General features: G+C 59.0%; 18 protein-coding genes. 11 read left to right on the plus strand and 7 right to left on the minus strand.

The window, feature by feature from the left end:
• Window positions 1–21 precede the first annotated feature (21 nt).
• Entirely contained in the window at window positions 22–1,764 is a 1,743-nt protein-coding gene (hutU, locus tag J2S31_RS11040) for a urocanate hydratase (protein WP_237099143.1), read from the minus strand.
• Complete coding sequence (locus J2S31_RS11045) at window positions 1,765–2,679, minus strand: formimidoylglutamase (protein ID WP_237099144.1); 915 nt, start codon at window positions 2,677–2,679, stop codon at window positions 1,765–1,767. It lies immediately after the preceding gene.
• Between the two features lie 148 nt (window positions 2,680–2,827).
• Here J2S31_RS11045 and J2S31_RS11050 point away from each other — a divergent pair, with 148 nt between their 5' ends.
• Both J2S31_RS11050 and J2S31_RS11055 read left to right on the plus strand, forming a co-directional pair.
• The gene (locus tag J2S31_RS11050) at window positions 2,828–3,148 is read left to right on the plus strand and encodes a hypothetical protein (protein WP_237099145.1); all 321 of its coding nucleotides are present in this window, start codon (window positions 2,828–2,830) and stop codon (window positions 3,146–3,148) included.
• Window positions 3,149–3,180: 32 nt separating this feature from the next.
• Window positions 3,181–3,603, plus strand: a complete 423-nt coding sequence (locus J2S31_RS11055) for a hypothetical protein (RefSeq protein ID WP_237099146.1) — start codon at window positions 3,181–3,183, stop codon at window positions 3,601–3,603.
• A gap of 76 nt (window positions 3,604–3,679) precedes the next feature.
• On the opposite strand, the gene J2S31_RS11060 is transcribed toward J2S31_RS11055, so the two are convergent.
• Window positions 3,680–5,290: a peptide ABC transporter substrate-binding protein gene (locus tag J2S31_RS11060; protein ID WP_237099147.1), complete on the minus strand. Its 1,611-nt coding sequence runs from the start codon at window positions 5,288–5,290 to the stop codon at window positions 3,680–3,682.
• A 121-nt stretch (window positions 5,291–5,411) separates the two neighbouring features.
• On the opposite strand from J2S31_RS11060, the gene J2S31_RS11065 reads away from it, so the two are divergent.
• Window positions 5,412–6,092: a hypothetical protein gene (locus tag J2S31_RS11065; protein WP_237099148.1), complete on the plus strand. Its 681-nt coding sequence runs from the start codon at window positions 5,412–5,414 to the stop codon at window positions 6,090–6,092.
• Window positions 6,085–7,587, plus strand: coding sequence for a hypothetical protein (locus J2S31_RS11070; RefSeq protein ID WP_237099149.1), 1,503 nt, complete (start codon window positions 6,085–6,087; stop codon window positions 7,585–7,587). The genes J2S31_RS11065 and J2S31_RS11070 overlap by 8 nt, the downstream gene beginning before the upstream one ends.
• Window positions 7,588–7,679: 92 nt before the next feature.
• Here J2S31_RS11070 and J2S31_RS11075 read toward each other — a convergent pair whose 3' ends face one another.
• The 3 genes from J2S31_RS11075 to J2S31_RS11085 all read right to left on the minus strand — a co-directional run bounded on the left by J2S31_RS11075 (window position 7,680) and on the right by J2S31_RS11085 (window position 10,726).
• A complete protein-coding gene (locus J2S31_RS11075; RefSeq protein ID WP_237099150.1) occupies window positions 7,680–9,506 on the minus strand; it encodes an NADH-ubiquinone oxidoreductase-F iron-sulfur binding region domain-containing protein in 1,827 nt (608 codons plus the stop codon).
• 440 nt (window positions 9,507–9,946) lie between these two features.
• Window positions 9,947–10,489, minus strand: a complete 543-nt coding sequence (locus J2S31_RS11080; RefSeq protein WP_237099151.1) for a hypothetical protein — start codon at window positions 10,487–10,489, stop codon at window positions 9,947–9,949.
• 39 nt (window positions 10,490–10,528) lie between these two features.
• Window positions 10,529–10,726 carry a hypothetical protein gene (locus tag J2S31_RS11085; RefSeq protein ID WP_237099152.1) on the minus strand — a complete coding sequence of 66 codons (198 nt, stop codon included), beginning with the start codon at window positions 10,724–10,726 and terminating at the stop codon, window positions 10,529–10,531.
• 457 nt (window positions 10,727–11,183) lie between these two features.
• Between J2S31_RS11085 and J2S31_RS11090 the strand changes: the two genes are divergently transcribed.
• From J2S31_RS11090 to J2S31_RS11120, 7 genes are all read left to right on the plus strand, one after another.
• Window positions 11,184–12,026 carry a hypothetical protein gene (locus tag J2S31_RS11090; RefSeq protein WP_237099153.1) on the plus strand — a complete coding sequence of 281 codons (843 nt, stop codon included), beginning with the start codon at window positions 11,184–11,186 and terminating at the stop codon, window positions 12,024–12,026.
• Between the two features lie 8 nt (window positions 12,027–12,034).
• The gene (locus tag J2S31_RS11095) at window positions 12,035–12,643 is read left to right on the plus strand and encodes a hypothetical protein (protein ID WP_237099154.1); all 609 of its coding nucleotides are present in this window, start codon (window positions 12,035–12,037) and stop codon (window positions 12,641–12,643) included.
• Between the two features lie 266 nt (window positions 12,644–12,909).
• Complete coding sequence (locus tag J2S31_RS11100) at window positions 12,910–13,395, plus strand: hypothetical protein (RefSeq protein ID WP_237099155.1); 486 nt, start codon at window positions 12,910–12,912, stop codon at window positions 13,393–13,395.
• Between the two features lie 133 nt (window positions 13,396–13,528).
• Complete coding sequence (locus J2S31_RS11105) at window positions 13,529–15,052, plus strand: leucyl aminopeptidase (protein ID WP_237099156.1); 1,524 nt, start codon at window positions 13,529–13,531, stop codon at window positions 15,050–15,052.
• A 3-nt stretch (window positions 15,053–15,055) separates the two neighbouring features.
• Window positions 15,056–15,541, plus strand: coding sequence for a hypothetical protein (locus J2S31_RS11110; protein WP_237099157.1), 486 nt, complete (start codon window positions 15,056–15,058; stop codon window positions 15,539–15,541).
• A 4-nt stretch (window positions 15,542–15,545) separates the two neighbouring features.
• Window positions 15,546–16,163, plus strand: coding sequence for a hypothetical protein (locus J2S31_RS11115; RefSeq protein ID WP_237099158.1), 618 nt, complete (start codon window positions 15,546–15,548; stop codon window positions 16,161–16,163).
• A 60-nt stretch (window positions 16,164–16,223) separates the two neighbouring features.
• Window positions 16,224–16,571 (plus strand): hypothetical protein, encoded by a 348-nt coding sequence (locus tag J2S31_RS11120; protein WP_237099159.1) that lies wholly within the window; start codon window positions 16,224–16,226, stop codon window positions 16,569–16,571.
• A 38-nt stretch (window positions 16,572–16,609) separates the two neighbouring features.
• Here J2S31_RS11120 and J2S31_RS11125 read toward each other — a convergent pair whose 3' ends face one another.
• Entirely contained in the window at window positions 16,610–17,356 is a 747-nt protein-coding gene (locus J2S31_RS11125) for a tetratricopeptide repeat protein (protein ID WP_237099160.1), read from the minus strand.
• Window positions 17,357–17,459 lie beyond the last annotated feature (103 nt).

A 17,459-nucleotide genomic window follows, 5' to 3' on the forward strand; every position in this document is an offset into this window, starting at 1 on the left:
TTCTCTCCGGCAGTTGGAACTTTACGGTTTGGGAAGATGCACTTTGCGTTTTTTGGCGATGCGTTTCGCCTCGTCGTACCCGGCATCGACATGGCGCGCCACGCCGAGACCCGGATCGTGCGTGAGCACGCGGTCGAGTCGGTCGCCCTTCTTCTTCGTGCCGTCGGCGACGATCACCATCCCCGCGTGCAGGCTGTTGCCCATGCCCACGCCGCCGCCGTGGTGGAAGCTGACCCAGCTTGCGCCCGACACCGCGTTGACCGCGAAGTTCAAAAGCGGCCAGTCGGCCACGGCGTCACTGCCGTCTTTCATGCCTTCGGTTTCGCGGTTGGGCGAGGCGACACTGCCGCAGTCGAGGTGGTCGCGGCCGATGACGATGGGCGCGGCCACCTTTTTCTTTTTAACCAGTTGATTCATCACCGCCCCCATCTTCGCGCGCTCGCCGTAACCCAGCCAGCACACGCGCGTCGGCAGGCCCAGCACCGGCACCTGCTTCTGCGCTTTGGTGATCCAGCGCTCCAACGCTTTCTTTTCCGGAAACGTGTCGAGCACCGCCTGGTCCACGGTGTGCAAATCTTTTTTCTTACCGGAAAGCAGGGCCCAGCGGAACGGACCCTGTCCCTCGCAGAACAACGGCCGGATGTACGCCGGAACGAAACCGGGGTAGAGGAACGTGCCGTCGGCATCGCGCACGGTGAGTCCGCCCAGCTCCGCCTGCCCGCGCAGGTTGTTGCCGTAGTCGAACACGATGCACCCTTTCGCTTGCAGGTCGATCATCGCCTGGCAGTGTTTGACCGCGGTTTCCAATGAAAGCTTGCGGTAGGTGTCGGGATCGCCGTCGCGCAGTTTCATGAGCGAGGCGTAGTCACCGCCTTCGGGCACGTAGGTCATGAGGTTGTGGGCCGAGGTCTGGTCGGTGACGATGTCCGGCAGGCGTCTGCCTTCGGCGAGTTGGCGCGCCACCGTCGCGCCGTTGGCGACGAGCCCGACGCTGAGGGCCTGGCCCTCTTTCACCGACCGCTCGATGATGCTCAATGCCTCGTTGAGGTTTTTGGCGGTGCAGTCGAGGTAACCCTCCTTCAATCGACGTTCCACCTGGGCGGGGTTGACCTCCGCCACCAGCACCGAGGCGTCGTTCATCGTGCCCGCCAAGGGTTGCGCCGCACCCATGTTGCCAAGACCGGCGGTGAAAATCCATTTGCCCTTCAAGCTCGACTGGTTGAAATCGATCTTGCCGCAGGCGCCGAAGGTTTCGTAGGTGCCCTGCAGGATGCCCTGCGTGCCGATGTAGATCCAGCTTCCCGCCGTCATCTGGCCATACATCATGAGGCCGAGGCGGTCGAGGTGATCGAAGTGCTCGTCGGTGGCCCAGCGCGGAACGAGGTTGGAGTTGGCGATGATGACGCGCGGTGCGTCCGGGTGCGTGCGCGCAATGTAAACGGGTTTCCCCGACTGCACGCACAGCGTCTCGTCTTTCTTCAGGCGTTTGAGTTCGGCGACGAGGCGGTGGTATTCCTTCCAGTTGCGCGCCGCCCTGCCGGTGCCGCCGTACACGATCAACTGCTTCCAGTCGAGGGCGACGCGGTCGTCGAGGTTGTTCATCAGCATGCGGAGCGCCGCTTCGGCGTCCCAGTCGCAACAGCGGAGTGTGAGCGAGGTGGGGGCGCGCGGCGCTTTTTTCGGAGCCAGTTCGCTGTAAAGCGGGCGTTCGGAGGAGGGTTTCGATTCAGCAGGTCTTATAGGTGAGCCGCGTTGCCGGTTCATTCATGCCTCCTTTCGGGATGCCACCCCCAGGCAGAAGTAGTAGAACATCGACGCCGCCAGTCGTCCGGTGCGTTCTTCCTCTATCTCCGGGTTGTACTCCGAGAGGTCGAACAATTGGACTTTCGGGTTCTGCCCGGCGATGCGCGCGATCTCCAGCGCCTCGCTCCCGCGCAGGCCCATGACCGACGGCGCGGACACGCCGGGCGCATCCGCCATGCGTACCGAGTCGAGGTCGAAACTCACGAACACCGCGTCGCAGTTCCAGGCCACGCGTCCGAGTGCGGCGCTGAACCAGCCCAGCGCGTCGTCGTTCATGTAGATCTCAGACAACCAGTGGATGTGTCCATCCCTGCGGCAAACATACTCCACATGCTCTTTTGCGGACTGGCTTCCCTGCGTGGCGAATTCAATGAAGTGCTCGCCGGAGAAGCGGGCATCCTCCAGAAGAAGGCGGAACGGCGAACCGCTGTGCACCTTGCCGTCGATGAGCGGCCGCACGTCCAGATGCGCGTCCACGTTGATGGCCCCCACCGGGCGGCTTTCGTGGACGTCCAAGAGAGCCTGCGCGTTCGGCCACGACTGATCGTTGCCGCCGCCCACCACGAAGGGAGTGCCACCCGCCTGCAAAATGTCTTTCACTTTGGCTATCAGGGCGGCGTGGGCCTGCTCCAGGGGCAGACCGGGGTCGATGTCGCCCGCATCGCTGATGCGCAGGGGGGCCAGATCGATCCCCAACTCGGGGTTGTAAACGGTGCCGAAACGACGGAGCCAGGCCCGCATTTTTTCCGGACCCAACCGCGCGCCGGGACGCCCGCCGTTCCTCGCCACCCCTTCATCGTAGGGGAAGCCCAGCAGGACCACGTTTCCATCCGTTCCCGGATGAATGATATCCGCCAACCTCGGATCGTCCTTCATAATCCCTTTATAGAATGGTTTTGGGGGATTGTAAACCGCCCCACCCCCAACCTATTGTATTCCAAATTTGGCATGGACTTTCTAAAATGGGTTTTGTTATATTTTTTAACTGAAATCCAACGATCACATCCAAGCGAGGAGCAAGGAAATGGCAGATTCCATCACGGCATTGAAACAGGCCATCGAGTTCGAACGGTCGGCGCTGGAGAAATACCAGGAAGCACTGAAAACGGCGACGCATCAGGAAACCCGCGACGCACTCAAAAGCTACATCTCAGATAAAGAACAGAAAATCGACACACTGTCGTGGTTCATCATGGCGGAGACCGGGTCGGTGGAAACCAGCCCGTCGGAGTCCGGCGAGGCCGCCGAAGGCGAAAAGTCCGGCGCGAGCAAGTGTCCCTTCTCGAAGCAGTTGGCGGACATGGGCATCGACATCTCCCAGATGAAACCCCCGACGTTCGAATAAATCGAGAACTTCCGGCAACCAGAGAGGCATTCATGGCTCTTGATGAACCCAGAGACCTGTTGATCGAGTGTGCGGCCTGCAACATCGAAAACGTGTTTTCCGAGTACACGCCCGATCAACCGACGTTCTGCAACCAGTGCCGCGACCGGCTGATTCATCCGGATTTCAACGAGACACACAACGAGTACCGTTGCGAGGACTGCGGCTTCTCGGTGTGCCTGTTGAAGGAAACGGAGTTCGACGAGGGCAACACGCCCTGCCGGTGCGGCAGCACCAACGTGTTCAAGGTCGATCCCTCCACCATCGCCGAAGACGCCGAGGAGGCCGGGGCGTTTGAACTGGATGATGACGATAACGACGGCAACGGGTTCGACTGGTACCGGTCGGATTCCTCCGGCGGGGATACCCTGGACGATTACAACGAACTGTTCGATCAGGACCCGGGTTACAACTGATCCGGTGTCCTGACTCCCTCCTTTTTTCTCCCTTTCACGCTCACGGCGAAAGTGTGCGCCTCTCAGGCAACGTGCCTCAGGCGGCGTCCTTTTCCAACCGCACGTGCTTCAGGTACAGCAGTTCCATCGCGTTCAGATGAAGACCTTTGACGTAGGGCTTGACCAGCACGTTGTGCGTGAGTCCGAAGAGCGAGATGAGCGGCGCGTCGGTTTCGGTGAGGATCTTCTGCGCCGCGTCGTAGATGGCCCGGCGCTTTTGGGGATCGCGTTCCGCCGCGCCCTGCCGGATCAGCCGGTCGTATTCATCATTGCCCCAGTTCAGGTGATTGTTGCCGCTGGTCGAGGTGAACAGATTCATGAAGTTGTCCGGGTCGGGAAAGTCCGCGCCCCATCCCAGCCGGTACACCGGCGGCGCGTCCAGCCGGAGCTTGCTCAAGAACACCTTCCACTCCATGCTCTCCAACAACACGTCCAGTGACAGATGCTTCCTCCATTGCGCCTGCACGAACTCGGCGATGAGTTTGTTGGTGGCGTCGGTGTTGTAGGCGATGGCGAACGGCGGAAAGCCCTTCCCTCCCGGATAGCCTGCGGAAGCCAGCAGGCGACGCGCTTTTTCAGGATCGAAATGCGGGCCGATATCCGGGTTGTAGCCGAATATGCCTTTCGGAATCCACGACGCCGTCGGCAACTCACCGCCTTTCAGGATCACCGGAATCTGCGAGCGGTCAATGGCGTGGGCCAGGGCGCGCCGCACGGTGGGATCATCGAACGGCGCTTTCTTCACATTGAAGCCGTAATAATACCCGCGCAGGAGCGGCAGGTTGCGGTACTCGGGACTGCTCTTGTAATGCGGGATGGCCACCGGCGGCAGTTCCACCATTTCCAGCTCCCCCGTCTCATAGAGTGTCAGCTCCGTCGTCGGTTCGCGCACGACGTAGAGCACGACGCGGTCCACCGCCGGCCGTCCTTCATAAAAACGGTCGTTTGCTTTCAGGATCAGTTTGTATTCGTGTTGCCATTCGTGGAGTGTGAACGGCCCGTTGGTGACGATGTGTTCCGGATCGGTCCAGTGGTCGCCGTAGCGCTCGACGATGTCCTGGCGCATGGGAAAGGTCACCATGAAGGTCGTGATGCTGGGGAAGTAAATGACCGGGCGCTCCAGTTTCACTTCCAGCACCGTGTCCGAAAGCGCACGCACGCCGACCTGACCCGGGTCCTTCAGCTTGCCGGAGTTGTAGGCATAGGCGTTTTTCACGTCGAACAGGAAGTAGGCGTACTCGGCGGCGGTGGCGGGGTTCAGCAGACGTTTCCACGCGTATTCGAAATCGTGCGCGGTGACGGGCTTGCCATCGGTCCAGAAGACATCCTCGCGCAGGTGGTAGGTGAGGGTGGTGCCGTCGTCCGAAAACTCCCAGCGGTGAGCAATGGCCGGCACCGGCTCCAGGTTTTCGTTGTACTGAGTGAGGCCTTCCATGATGTTGGTCAACACATCGAAGGACACGTTGTCGGTGGCGAGCGACCAGTCGAGCGTGGGCGGCTCCGAATGGATGGCGAGACGCAGGATTTTTTCCTCCCCGCCCGCGTCTGACGAGTTGGAACAGCCGGGGCCCGCAAGCAGGCCCACCGCCAGCAGGCATGCCATCAAAAGGCCCCGCCGAAGGGCCATGTGCGCCGGTACAAAGTTCATGCGCCTACCATACCAGAATCGGCATGCCGGGAAAATCGGGCAAATGCGCCGTCGGATTTGGCCTTTACTTTTCATAGGACATCTATAGAATTGAGATTTTCCACCGCACCCATGCACGAATATGGCGAAAAACCAGAACGTTGACGACATCACCTGGATCCGGCGCTGGATCAAAAAGGGCCTGAGCAAGGACAAGAAAACGCTCGATCTGTCCAACAAGCGCTTCGACTTGCAGATCGCCATCGACGTGGCCGAAAACCTGGCCGTGCCGGGTGTCGAAATTCTGTATATGCACAACTGCTGGATCAAGGACACGTACCTGGAGGAACTGGTGGAGGGCGACCTGTTCCAGGGCGTGCAGGAGTTGTGGCTGTACGAGAACCGGATCGGAAGTCAGGGCGTGGAGTACCTGGCCGACTGCGACAAGCTGGACAACGTGCGGTATCTCAGCCTGTACTCAAACAAAATCGGTCCCGAAGGCGCGGAAGCGATTGCCGAATCGCCCAACCTGTCGCGGCTGGAAACACTGGACCTGTCGTTCAACAAGATCGGCGATGCCGGGGCCGTGGCCCTGGCCCACTCGCGCAACCTGCCGCGCCTCAAAGCATTGCATCTCGATGCCAACGGCATCGGCGAAGAAGGCATGGAAGCGCTGGCGGAGTCGCCGGGGCTCAAAAAGCTGGAAGTCCTCAACCTGACGTACAACATGATTTCTCCAGAAGGCTTCGAACGCCTGCGCGAATCGCCGCGGCTTCAGGCTCTCAAAGAATTCCGTTTCGATTTTCCCGCCGACGATGACTGATTCCCAAACCAACGCCCAAACCAACGCCCAGAACAACGGACTGCGCACCGTGCAGGCCATTGCGGACAAGCTGGCCCTGCGCCACGCAACGCTCGACTTGAGTTACGATTCGCTGGGCGATGCGGGGGTGGTGTTCCTGGCGCGGCACAAGGACCTGTCGCACGTGCGCGTGCTCAACCTGGCGTGGAACGACATCGGCGATACCGGCATCGAAGCGCTGGCTGATTGCGCTTCACTGACCAACGTCACGCACCTGCATCTGGACTCGAATGCCATCACTGATAAAGGCGCGGCGGCACTGGCGCAATCGCCAAACCTCGCGCAGTTGAAACTGCTCAATCTCACCAACAACCGCATCGGCGACGACGGCGCACTGCGCCTGATCAAATCGAAAAAACTGCCGAAGCTGGAGTTCCTCGAACTGGAGCTCAACCGCATCGGCGAGGAACGCCTGTCGCGGTTTCCGGATGGCGCGGCCAACCCGCAACTGCGCTGGCTGAACCTGCGCAAGAACAAGATCAATACCGACACGCTCTCCGACTGGATTCAGACCGGCGTGTTCTCCCCGGTGGAAGTGCTCAATCTCGGGTTCAACCGCATCGACGACGCCGGAGCCAAACTGCTGGCTCAGTCGCCCACGATGGCGCGCCTGAAGAAATTGGTGATCGACTTCAACTGGATTCACAACGACGGCGCAAAGGCGTTGGCAAACTCCAAAAACCTCGCCAACCTGCAGGACCTCTACACGCACGAAAACGAATTCACCCGCGAAGGCGAGGAAACGCTTCTGGATTTCCGCATCCGGCAATTGATCAAAACGCACGGCGGGGACGGCACGCTGAACCTCAACGGCCAGCGCCTCGGCAATAAGGGACTTCAGGCCATCGCGCGCTGCCCCGAGATGGCAACCATCGAACACCTGTCCTTGCGCAACAACTTCGCCGACCATATGGGACTGGTGGCGCTGTGCCAGTCGGAGCACCTGAAAAATCTCAAATCGCTCAACCTGATGGACAACCCGATCGGCGACAAGGGCATGCTGGCTTTGGCCGAGGCACCGTTTACGGGACTCACCGCGCTCAACCTGGAGAAGACGAACATCAAGGTCGCGGGGGTGCAGGCGCTCGGCACGTCGCGCGTGCTGACGCAACTGGAGGCATTGAACCTCAGCCACAACGACATCAGCAACCAGGGCGGAAAGATCCTGGCGCAGTCACCCAACTTCGCCAAACTCAAAACCCTCAAGCTGTGGAACACGTGGATGGAAAGCGACGGCGTCATTGCCCTCGCCTGTTCGGAGAACATGGCGAATGTCACCGAGTTGCGCCTCAACAGCAACGGCATCCGCTATTCCGGTTTCAAGGCGCTGGCCGAGTCGCCGCGGTTTTCTTCGCTCGCCACCCTCGACCTCCGGCGCAACCACTTCTGTGTGGACAGCTTCAAACTATTTACGGAATCGGGACGTTTCCGCAGTCTGAAAGAATTCCGCTTTTAAAAAAACGTAAAACGCGCAAGGCAACAGGCAGGCATAAAAAAACCCCGGAACCGCGAAGGTTCCGGGGTTTTGTATTTATGATTGAAGTGCGGTCAGGCGATCGCCAGGAAGTTGCAGGCCTGGTAGCAGGCGTTGCAGTTGATGCACAGGTCCATGTCAATGTGCGCCGAGACCTTCTTCGTGCCGCCGGTGATCGCGCCCGTCGGGCACGGCTTGATGCACGCGCCGCAGGCCACACACTCGTCTTCCTTGACCACGTAGCGGTACAGCCCGGTACACATCGCCGCGTCGCACACCTGATCGACGATATGCCGCTCGTACTCCTTGCGGAAGTAACGCAGTCCGCTGAGAACCGATTTGACCGCCGTCTCACCCAGGCCGCACAGCGAGGTGACGTTGATCTCCTCGCACATGCCCTGCAGTTTGTCGAGGTACTCCATCTTGCCGCGGCCTTCGGCAATGTCGTCCAGCATGTTCTTGATGAGCGTCAGCCCGATACGGCACGGCGTGCACTTGCCGCAGGTCTCCGACTCGTTGAAGCCGATGGAGAAACGGGTGAGGTCGATGACGCAGGCCGAGTTGTCGTACGCCGACAGGCTGGCCTGACCCATGATGGCGCCCGCCTCGATGAGGCTTTCGTAGTCGGTCTTGGTGTCGAGTTTTTCCGGGGGCAGGAAGCCGCCGGTGACACCGCCGATGTGCACCACCTTGAGGTCCTTCTTCTTCAGAATGCCGCCGCAGTAATCGTTGATGATCTCGCCCACGGTGGTGTTCATGTCGAATTCCATCAGTCCGGCGTATTTCAGGTTGCCGGCGATGGCCCAAACCTTACAACCCGGAGAATTCTCCGGACCCATCGACAGGTACCAGTCCGCGCCCTGCTTCATGATCTCGGTGACCGTCGCCCAGGTCTCGGCGTTGTTCAGGTTCGTCGGGTAGCCGAAGACGCCCTTTTCGGAAGAATGCGGCGGCTGGGCTTTCGGGAACGGGCGTTTGCCTTCGACGGAAGACATGAGCGCCGTCGACTCGCCCCCGATAAACGCTTCCATGCCTTCATGCACGTAAAAGTCGATGCTGAAATCCGTGCCCAGAATATTTTTGCCGAGGAACCCGCGCTCGCGCGCCGCTTCCAGCGCCATGTTCAGGCGGCGCACGGCGATCGAGTAGTCCGAGCGGGTGTAGATGATGCCGTCGGTGGCGCCGATGGCGTACGCGCCGATCAGCAGACCTTCCAGCACCTGGTGCGGACAGCCTTCCATGATACTGCGGTCCATGTACGACGCCGGGTTGCCCTCGTCGCCGTTGACCATGATGTACTTGCGCTCGCCCGGGGCGTTTGCCGTTTTTTCCCATTTGTCGCCGGTGAAGAATCCGCCGCCGCCCTTGCCGCGCAGACCGGAGCGCCGGATTTCCTTGCGCACCTGTTCCGGCGTCATGGTGGTCATCACTTTTTTCAAGGTTTCATAACCGCCGACCTTGATATAGTCATCGATGCTTTCCGGATCGATGTTGCCCCCATTCTTCAACGCGACCCGCGCCTGCTTCTCCAGCGTTTCATAGTAATCCGGCTTGGCCGCGAGCTTGGCAAACGGTTTGCCGCCCAGCACGTGGTCCTTGAAAATCTGCGGAACGTTGGCGACCTTCACGCGTTCGTAAGTAACGCGCGGCTGACCCGGCACGTACACGTCCACCAGCACGTCGCGACTGCAATAACCACGGCATCCGACCTGGCCCATTTCGCAACCGCCGCGCTCGGACAACTCCGCCGAGCCCTGATGCTCGTCGATCAGTTTCTGAAATTCCGCGTAAACGTCCTTGGCCCCCTCGGCCTGACCACTGAGGCTCATGCAGACCGTGATCTTGATGGTCCCTTTTTCCTGCCCGGTGGCCTGAGATTCTGTCGCTTCCGCAACCGTCATGGGGATCTCCTTTTACCTGTAGTTGCCTGTAAAATCTTTATATACGTAAGTTTTGAAAAAACAATGCAATCCATTCGATTGGAATCCAGCCCAAGAGGCGATTCCATTTGGCTTTCAGGACTTCATACCATCTCACATTTCGCGAGATTTTTCCAGAAATTCTAGTGAGCCTACACCCTATTGTCAACCAGATCGGGGGCGTTTCTCCATGGAAAAACCGTAATTTCGTCCCCCTTGGGGTGAAGGACGCCTGCATCAGCCCGGCATCGCCCGAAATTTGCGGCTCTCAACCGCGATCCCCTAATAGTCAACTGATTTATTGGGGCTTTTCTGCCTTGGGCAAGCCTGGCAATCCGACGGCGGATTGGCAATGACACACCAACTGCAATCCGAATGAAATCGGGGGTGATGAGCAACACCTGCCTTGGACGGCAGATGGATCAGGATGCTTCGGACTTCAGTTCGGCCGCCGCCACGGTGGCGAACGCGGACTTAAGGTAATCCTGCAAAGGATCGGACAGCGTGCGCAACTCCTGCCCGGGGACAACCTGCGACAGGTAGTCCTCGACCTGCCCCCGGTACAAAACCAGTTTCCATTCCCCGCGCCCGCCCGGTCGGGCAAAATTGAGTTGGATCATCTCCGTCAGCCACAACTCCGTGCGCGGGTCCTGCATGCTCCCGATCAACTGAACCTCCGCCTGCGCGTGCTTGCCGTTGTTGCCGGCCGATTCAAGGCGGACCACCTTCACTTCGTATTGAGCCTCAAATTGCTTGTCGGCCATGTTGTATGGCGTCGCAAACCCGAGGTCTTTCAGCTTCGCCGCATCCAGTTTGGCGATGGCCGACTCGACGTGCTGCTTCAGGGATTCCGCCGTTGCCGCACCCTTGCCGCCGGAATTCTCCGGCTGTCCGCAGGCGGCCAATCCGAGCAGAACCCACGCCAGAATGAATATCCAATGAATACGTTTTATGACTGCAAACAAAACCACCTCCTGAATCTGCCGCTTTTGTTTGTTAAGAAATCAGCTTGCCGATTTTGTTGGTGTTGTTTCGGTGGACCACACCGTGCCGTCCGGGGCGATAATGATATCGCCCGGACTGCTTCCGCTTGAGGGCGTGATGCATTCTTCGATGGCGACCGCCTGCGCCGCCACTGCTGAAAACAACAAGCAGAGTGCCCAGGCGTTCAGGCAGAATAAGATCCGTTTCGAACGCGTCATAACATGGCCCTCCATGTCGTTGGCGTTTGTGGAATGGCCCCATTATACATCTTCCTTTACCGGGAAGCGGCAAAACTCATGACCCACACCCCCGTCCCTCTCCGTCTGTGTCCCGCGTGCCGGAACCTTTCGGGCGCGCGCCTGTTTTCCTAGACACATTACCGCCGCCTCCTTGGCGTACGCATGCGTTTTTCAGGCAGAATCATTCACAACAACGTCTTGTTCCATATTTAATGCCGCCGGAACCTTTCCACAAAGTTTGGCGGGATGATTTTATTTTTGTAAAATTATAACAAACAGGAACCCATGATCCGTCTATCCGCAGTATTCTTGAGCAGTATTCGTTTTAGCTAAAAGACGGCTCCCCACCCGCGTCCCCCACCAAGGACTGGGTTCGTGACTGGGAACGCCGTCTTCATACGCGCGGCTCACCAGTCCTTTTCCTGATGGAAATGAGATGAAAGACAAAACCGTTCCTACCTTGAGCGACGAGGAGAAGGCATCCGTGATCGCCGCCGCCCTGAACGGAACCTCGCCTGAATTTCTCTGCCACCAGTACCAGATCACCTTCGCCCAATACCGGCAACTGTGCAGTGAGGTGCTGTCCTCCTGGCGCAACCGGCCGCTTTCCTCCGCGACAAGACCGACCAACCTGTTCGTACTCAGGGTGCTGGGGCTGACCTGCCTGCTGGCCGTGGTGTTTGTGCTCCTGGAAATCCTCGTCAGGCAGGCGGCGTACGAGGTGTCCGGCATTTTCCTGCACGGCGTGGTCGGGGAACAGGAAATCGACCCCAACAAGATCCACCTTCTACTGGTGACCAATCTGGGCGTCTTTCTGTTTCTGTTCGGGTGTTGGGCCGCTGTGTTTGTCGTGTGGGGGCGCCTGGTTTCGGAGAGCAATGTTCAAATCCGGTTTCACAATGCCGTCAGTTATTTCTTCGCGGTATTGCTGGGCGCGTTCAAGACGCTGGAGATGGCGAGCCTTGTCCGGGTCCTGCACAAAGACCCGTTCTGGATCCATTCCCTCATGGTCGGGGTCGCCACGGTGTTCCTCCTCGCTTTGGCGATCGACTTTTTTGTCAAAGTCGACTCGGTGCGGACGCTGGACTTTTTTTCGGAAACACTGCGCCTGCTGAAAGCCTTCGTGAATTTCTCAAACAAAAAGATCGTGACGGAAATGATTTACGGACTGATCCTCGGCGCGGTCCTCGTCAGCGTTCTGTCTCTGATCATCACCGGCCTCGATAATTCCATCAACTACCTGTTCATACACAAGATCAACCGCATCACCCCAACCTGAGGCATTCCGTGAACCGGCTCTCCCAAAACCCGTCCACCGCCAAGCCGCTTATTTTATGCGCATTGACCGCGCTCCTGCTGGGTACGCCCGGAACGGCCTGGCCGCTGGTCATCGGGGGACCGCATTTTGACGAGAACACCTGTTCGCCGGAACTGCCCGGCCTGATCGAACACAACGGACTGCTGACCCACGCCCGTGATGAAATCCAGGCGCACAACGCCGCCCAGGGATTTTCCTTCGAATATTTTTTCTGCCGTCTGGAAAAACAGTGCCTGGACGGAAAAAAGAACAATTACATCGTGATCAAAAAACCGGGCATCGAAAGCAATCCTCCGGATGCGGCCCCCACCCTCAGCCGAAAAGCGCTTGAGAAAGGAACGCTCCACGAACTGGTGTTATGGGTCGATGACAAATCCGAATGCATGAAAATCAATGAGGAAGCTCGAAACCGGAGCGTCATGCAAAAACTGATGAGATACCTCGAAAATACGGAAACAGCGGCCAGCGACGCGGAAGGACCGGCGGGGCAATCCGGTTTCCCGGCGGAAACGCAATTGGAGCCAGAGGCCCCGGTCACAAACCAGGTCAAAAACCTGAACGGCCTGAAGCTGTTTTGATGCCCATGCGTTCGCGACCACCTTCCCAAAACGATCCCGTCCACTGTCCACAGGGCCTGGTTGACACCCCAGCCTTACGGGGAGAACCCCTGTTCTCCGCACCCACAACGGGCGCGGCGGTGGTAGCGGCCTGCCTGTTGCTAACCTCCTGCCAGGGCCTGCACTCTGCCTCCGGCCAGCCACCTTTGCATTCAGGCCCCTCCGCCAAAACATCAGGACACCCCGGCCCCGCGGAAAAGGAAAGCAAAGCACCGGGAAATTTCAGAATGACGCTGTCCCTCAAAAACTGGAGAGTGGTGGAGGCTGCACCGTCCACCGGAATCGGGTTGGAAACCGGCTCCTTTCACTACGCGGGAAGCGTCCGTAATAAACCGAATGTTTATTTTTCCTTCCGGTCCAAATTGTATCCATCCCATTTCTGGCTGGTCCCCGTCCCCGAAACCCCGGACGGCACATTCACAGCCACGGCCATCCGGTATTCGGATCCGTGCGACACCTGCATGTCCGTGGGCGGCCCGCACACGCCGCCCGCCTCCGTTCAATTGGTCGTCGATGTAGAAGGAGGCTACGTTCAAAAACACTTCATCCTGGATCCCCTGCCCTGGTGGGGGCATTTCGTATTCAGTTATCTGGACCGCGAACACCACACCCTTTATCTGCGCAATCCCCGCTTTCCCGGGTTCGAATGGAAAGCCGCCTACCCGGAACGGAACGGAAAGTGGGGCGTCTCACTGGATTTGATTCAGCAGTGACGCCGCTTTCCCCCTGACGGAGACCGTGCCCCTTTGGACACAGCCGCCGGGTTTTCCCCTTGTCTGCCTGTTTAAAATTCCATACAATCGATTCTTCATAATCCTTGAAACGTCAAACCGATTGGACCCAACCATGATCAAAACCAGTGTCAAAACGGACGATGTGCGAAAACACAAAACCGAATGCCTGATCGTGCTCTGCCCGGAGAAAAAACCCGCAGGCGTGGTGAAAGAGATCGACAGCCTGCTGAACGGCGCCATCTCCGCCGCGTACAAGGCCAAGCGCTTTGAAGGCAAACCCAACCAGACCTGCTCGCTCAACGTGATGGGGCTTTTGGGCGCACAACAATTGATCCTGGTGGGTCTCGGCAAGATCAAGGACATCAAGGAAGACCAATTGCGCCAGGCGGCGGGAACCGGCGTGAAGCTCGCCGAGAAATCGCGGTACAAAAAAATCGCCCTGCACCTGCCGGAAGGCGATGCGGGCAAGCTGGCTAAATCCAAAAAGGACAAGTACGGCAACCCCGTCGGCCACGCGCTGGCGGAAGGCGCGCACCTCGCGCTCTATCACTTCGACGCTTATAAGCAGAAAGACGAAGACGACCCGCCCAGCAGAATCCAGGAGATCGTGTTTCTCGTCGGGCCCAAGGCGAAAGTGCCTGCATTCCAGAAGGGCGTGCAGTCGGCGGAAAAGCTGGCGGAGGCGGTCATGACCACGCGCGACCTCATGACGCATCCCGGCAACACCGCCACGCCAAGCTACCTCGCCGACCAGGCGAAGAAGCTGGCGCGCAAGCACAGGTTCACCTGCCGCGTGCTCGAAAAGAAAGACATGCAACAGAAGAAGATGGGCGCGCTCTTGGGTGTGGCGCGCGGCAGTCACGAACCGCCGAAGTTCATCATCATGGAATACTTCGGCGGTAAAAAAAGCCAGGCCCCGGTGGTGATCGTCGGCAAGGGCATCACCTTCGACACCGGCGGCATCTCGCTGAAACCGCCGGCCAGCATGGACGAGATGAAGTTCGACATGTCCGGCGGCGCGGTGGCCATCGGCACTCTTGCGGCCGTTGCCAGCCTGAAACTGCCGGTCAACGTGATCGGCCTGGTGCCGGCAACGGAAAACATGCCCGGCGGCTCGGCCATCAAGCCCGGCGACATCCTCACCGCTTCCAACGGCAAGACCATCGAGGTGCTGAACACCGACGCCGAGGGGCGGCTGATTTTGTCCGATGCGCTGGTGTACGCGCAAAAATACAAACCGCGCGCGGTGATCGATCTCGCAACCTTAACCGGTGCGGTGATCGTGGCCTTGGGGCACGCCGCCACCGCCGTGGTCGGCACCGACGACAAGCTGATCCAGCACCTCATCGACAGCGGCACGGAGACCGGCGAACGCCTGTGGCAACTGCCGTTGTATGATGAATTCGAAAAAGCCCTCAAAAGCGACATCGCCGACCTCAAAAACATCGCCGGTGCGGGTGTCGGTGCGGGCACCATCACCGCCGCCGCGTTCCTCAAACAGTTCGTCGGCGACTTTCCGTGGGCGCACCTCGACATCGCCGGCACCGCCTGGGGATCCGAAGAAAAACCCTATGTGCCGAAAGGCGGCTCCGGTGTGGGCGTTCGTCTCTTGGTGCACTATCTGAAAAATCTCTGAAACATGATCGACTCCATCATCATCTTCGTTCACCTCATGTCCGCCGCCGTGGGGGTGGGGGCCAGTGTGTACTGCCTGTACCTGATCCTGCCCCGCTTCGACAAGCAGGAAGCAGGCCAGCCCATGGACGAAAACTCCATCACCTACAAACTGCTCGACGTGCTGGTGCCGACGGTGTTCGTGTCGGTGCTGTTGCTCGTCGGGTCCGGCATCTATTACCTGATGGAAAACTACACCGAGCAGGTGAACCTGAAGGACGGCTATTACAACATTCTCGGCATCAAGCTGATCTTCGTGATCGCCGCGTTTTTCCTCAGCGTGTACACCACCTTCGCCCTGCGCCCGCGCATCTCCAACCTCGACCTCAAGCCGGAGGAGGCGAAAAAGGAAGTGCGGCCCACGCTGGATACCATGCGCACGCTCAGCCAGGTGACGCTGATCACCATCGTCTTTGCCGTTTTCATGGGAATCTACCTCGCCCGGTTTTGACGTCATGAGCGAGCGCTGGCAGGAAACCGTGTCGCAGCTTCGCAACGAAGGCGAAGCGATGAAGCAATCGGCGATGAACCGCCACGACGCGCGCTTCTCCGGGTGGCACTTGAAATCGCGCCGCTTCGTCCAGGAGTTCGCGTCGAAAAAACTGCCCGCGTTCGACGAAATCCGTTTCGCCTCCGACTTCCTTCTCTCCAAACCCGAAGACGCGCAGAAAGAGATCAACGACCGCATCGCACTGGTGAGCGACATCGACCTGTGCTTCGAACTTCTGGAGCAGGTGGTCGAGATCGCCCAGGAAAATACGCAGAAGGAAAAAGCACGAAAGCAGGCAGGCCCTGCTCCCGCGCCGCCTGCGGCCGAGCCCACGCCGAAAAGCGCCGCACCTCCAACACCCGATTCCGCCGACGAGTTGCGCGCCGTGGTGGAGCGCATGGACCTGTCATCGCGCGACAAGGCGGAAATTCTGGATGAGATCGAACGCGTCGAGCGCGCGCTTTCCAAACCACAGCCGGACTGGGATCAGATCAAGCGCGTCATCCGGTTCCTGCTCGATTTCGACCGCGCGCTGGCCGTTGAGGCCATCCCGCTCATCCTCGCGCGCCTGCCAAAAAGCTAGTTGTCACTCCCCGGCATTTCCAGTACCATGACGGTGAAATACGTTTTTTGGGAGCCTCGCATGACCGACACCGAATCGCAACCCACCGAACCTGCCTCCCCGTCCCAGCAGGCGGAATTTTTGACGCAGGAAGCCCCCGCCGCGCCGCAGAAGACGGAAGAGGAGATCAACCTCAACGAATTGTTCCCGGAGGCGAATCAGGACCTCAACGACCTGTTTCCCGAACCGGAACTCAAAACCCTGCTCAAAAAAGTCCACAAGCAGAAACACGACATCGAGGCCATTAAAGACCGGTTTCTGGAAGACCACGACGACCACGACGACCCCGCCGAAGAGGAAGGGGAAGACGAGGCTCAGGCAGACGAAGCCGCTGCCAGCGAAGACACGCCCCCCACCGCCGAATCCTGATTTTTTGATTTAAATTTATTAAATGAATGCCGTCCCGGTCACGGGTGTGCCGGGGGTGGATTGTGGTAAGGGTTTTTCACGCTGTCGGGCACGTTGTGGTTGTGCGTGGACTCGCCGCCCCGTTGCAGGCGTTTCAGCACGTTTTCCATGTGGTCGTATCCCATCCGGTAATTGAGCGCGCCGTAGGTGTCGCGCGCGTGCATGAAGGATTCCATCGCTTCGGTGGTGCGTTCCATCTTCCAATACAACTGGCCCAGGTTTTCGTGCACGTTGCCGAAGACGCGATTGATCTTCTCCTCCTTCAGCACCGCGAGCGATTTCAGGTACCAGCTTTCCGATTCCTCCAGATTCTCCAGCTTGCTGTACATGTCGGCGATGTCCTTGAGCGCCGTGGCCTGGCCGAGCACATCGTTGTTCTGCGTGTGGAACTTGACGGCGGTGAGGTAGCTTTTTTCGGCGTCACCGGAACGGTTCGCCCACACGTACAGATCGCCCAGCGACTCGTATGTGGTCGCCACGCGGGGCCAGTCCTGCCGATCTTCGAAGATGGCGATGGCTTTCATGTAATTGTCGGCGGCGGCGTCGAACTCGCGGTAAAAATAATTGTCCGAAGCCTTGTGCAGATACGCGGCGGCGGGGTCTTCCGGTTCCTTGTAGGGGTTCAGCTCGCGGGTGTCGGTTTCGATCTCGACAGGCAGGTCGCGGATGATGGTGAACGGCAGGCCGAGCAGAATCAAAAACCCGAAAAAGAGGGCGATTCGTTTTTTGTTCAGAAACCGGGGCATGCAGACTCCTTCGGGGAATCATCACGTCACCCCGATTATACCGCAGGAGGCAGGTGAGGTGAGCGCATTCGGCCCGGCGCAGCGGAAGATACCGGCTTGACGG

It is taken from the genome of Nitrospina gracilis Nb-211 (assembly GCF_021845525.1).
GTDB classification, from domain to species: Bacteria; Nitrospinota; Nitrospinia; order Nitrospinales; family Nitrospinaceae; genus Nitrospina; species Nitrospina gracilis_A.

Bases quoted from the DNA above. Each gene is read 5' to 3' on its own strand.
- J2S31_RS11065 (WP_237099148.1), top strand. From the start codon at position 5,412: ATGGCGAAAAACCAGAACGTTGACGACATCACCTGGATCCGGCGCTGG.
- J2S31_RS11055 (WP_237099146.1), top strand. From the start codon at position 3,181: ATGGCTCTTGATGAACCCAGAGACCTGTTGATCGAGTGTGCGGCCTGC.
- hutU (WP_237099143.1), bottom strand. From the start codon at position 1,764: ATGAACCGGCAACGCGGCTCACCTATAAGACCTGCTGAATCGAAACCC.
- J2S31_RS11115 (WP_237099158.1), top strand. From the start codon at position 15,546: ATGAGCGAGCGCTGGCAGGAAACCGTGTCGCAGCTTCGCAACGAAGGC.
- J2S31_RS11085 (WP_237099152.1), bottom strand. From the start codon at position 10,726: ATGACGCGTTCGAAACGGATCTTATTCTGCCTGAACGCCTGGGCACTC.
- J2S31_RS11090 (WP_237099153.1), top strand. From the start codon at position 11,184: ATGAAAGACAAAACCGTTCCTACCTTGAGCGACGAGGAGAAGGCATCC.
- J2S31_RS11070 (WP_237099149.1), top strand. From the start codon at position 6,085: ATGACTGATTCCCAAACCAACGCCCAAACCAACGCCCAGAACAACGGA.
- J2S31_RS11120 (WP_237099159.1), top strand. From the start codon at position 16,224: ATGACCGACACCGAATCGCAACCCACCGAACCTGCCTCCCCGTCCCAG.
- J2S31_RS11045 (WP_237099144.1), bottom strand. From the start codon at position 2,679: ATGAAGGACGATCCGAGGTTGGCGGATATCATTCATCCGGGAACGGAT.
- J2S31_RS11125 (WP_237099160.1), bottom strand. From the start codon at position 17,356: ATGCCCCGGTTTCTGAACAAAAAACGAATCGCCCTCTTTTTCGGGTTT.
- J2S31_RS11060 (WP_237099147.1), bottom strand. From the start codon at position 5,290: ATGAACTTTGTACCGGCGCACATGGCCCTTCGGCGGGGCCTTTTGATG.
- J2S31_RS11100 (WP_237099155.1), top strand. From the start codon at position 12,910: ATGACGCTGTCCCTCAAAAACTGGAGAGTGGTGGAGGCTGCACCGTCC.
- J2S31_RS11075 (WP_237099150.1), bottom strand. From the start codon at position 9,506: ATGACGGTTGCGGAAGCGACAGAATCTCAGGCCACCGGGCAGGAAAAA.
- J2S31_RS11105 (WP_237099156.1), top strand. From the start codon at position 13,529: ATGATCAAAACCAGTGTCAAAACGGACGATGTGCGAAAACACAAAACC.
- J2S31_RS11050 (WP_237099145.1), top strand. From the start codon at position 2,828: ATGGCAGATTCCATCACGGCATTGAAACAGGCCATCGAGTTCGAACGG.
- J2S31_RS11110 (WP_237099157.1), top strand. From the start codon at position 15,056: ATGATCGACTCCATCATCATCTTCGTTCACCTCATGTCCGCCGCCGTG.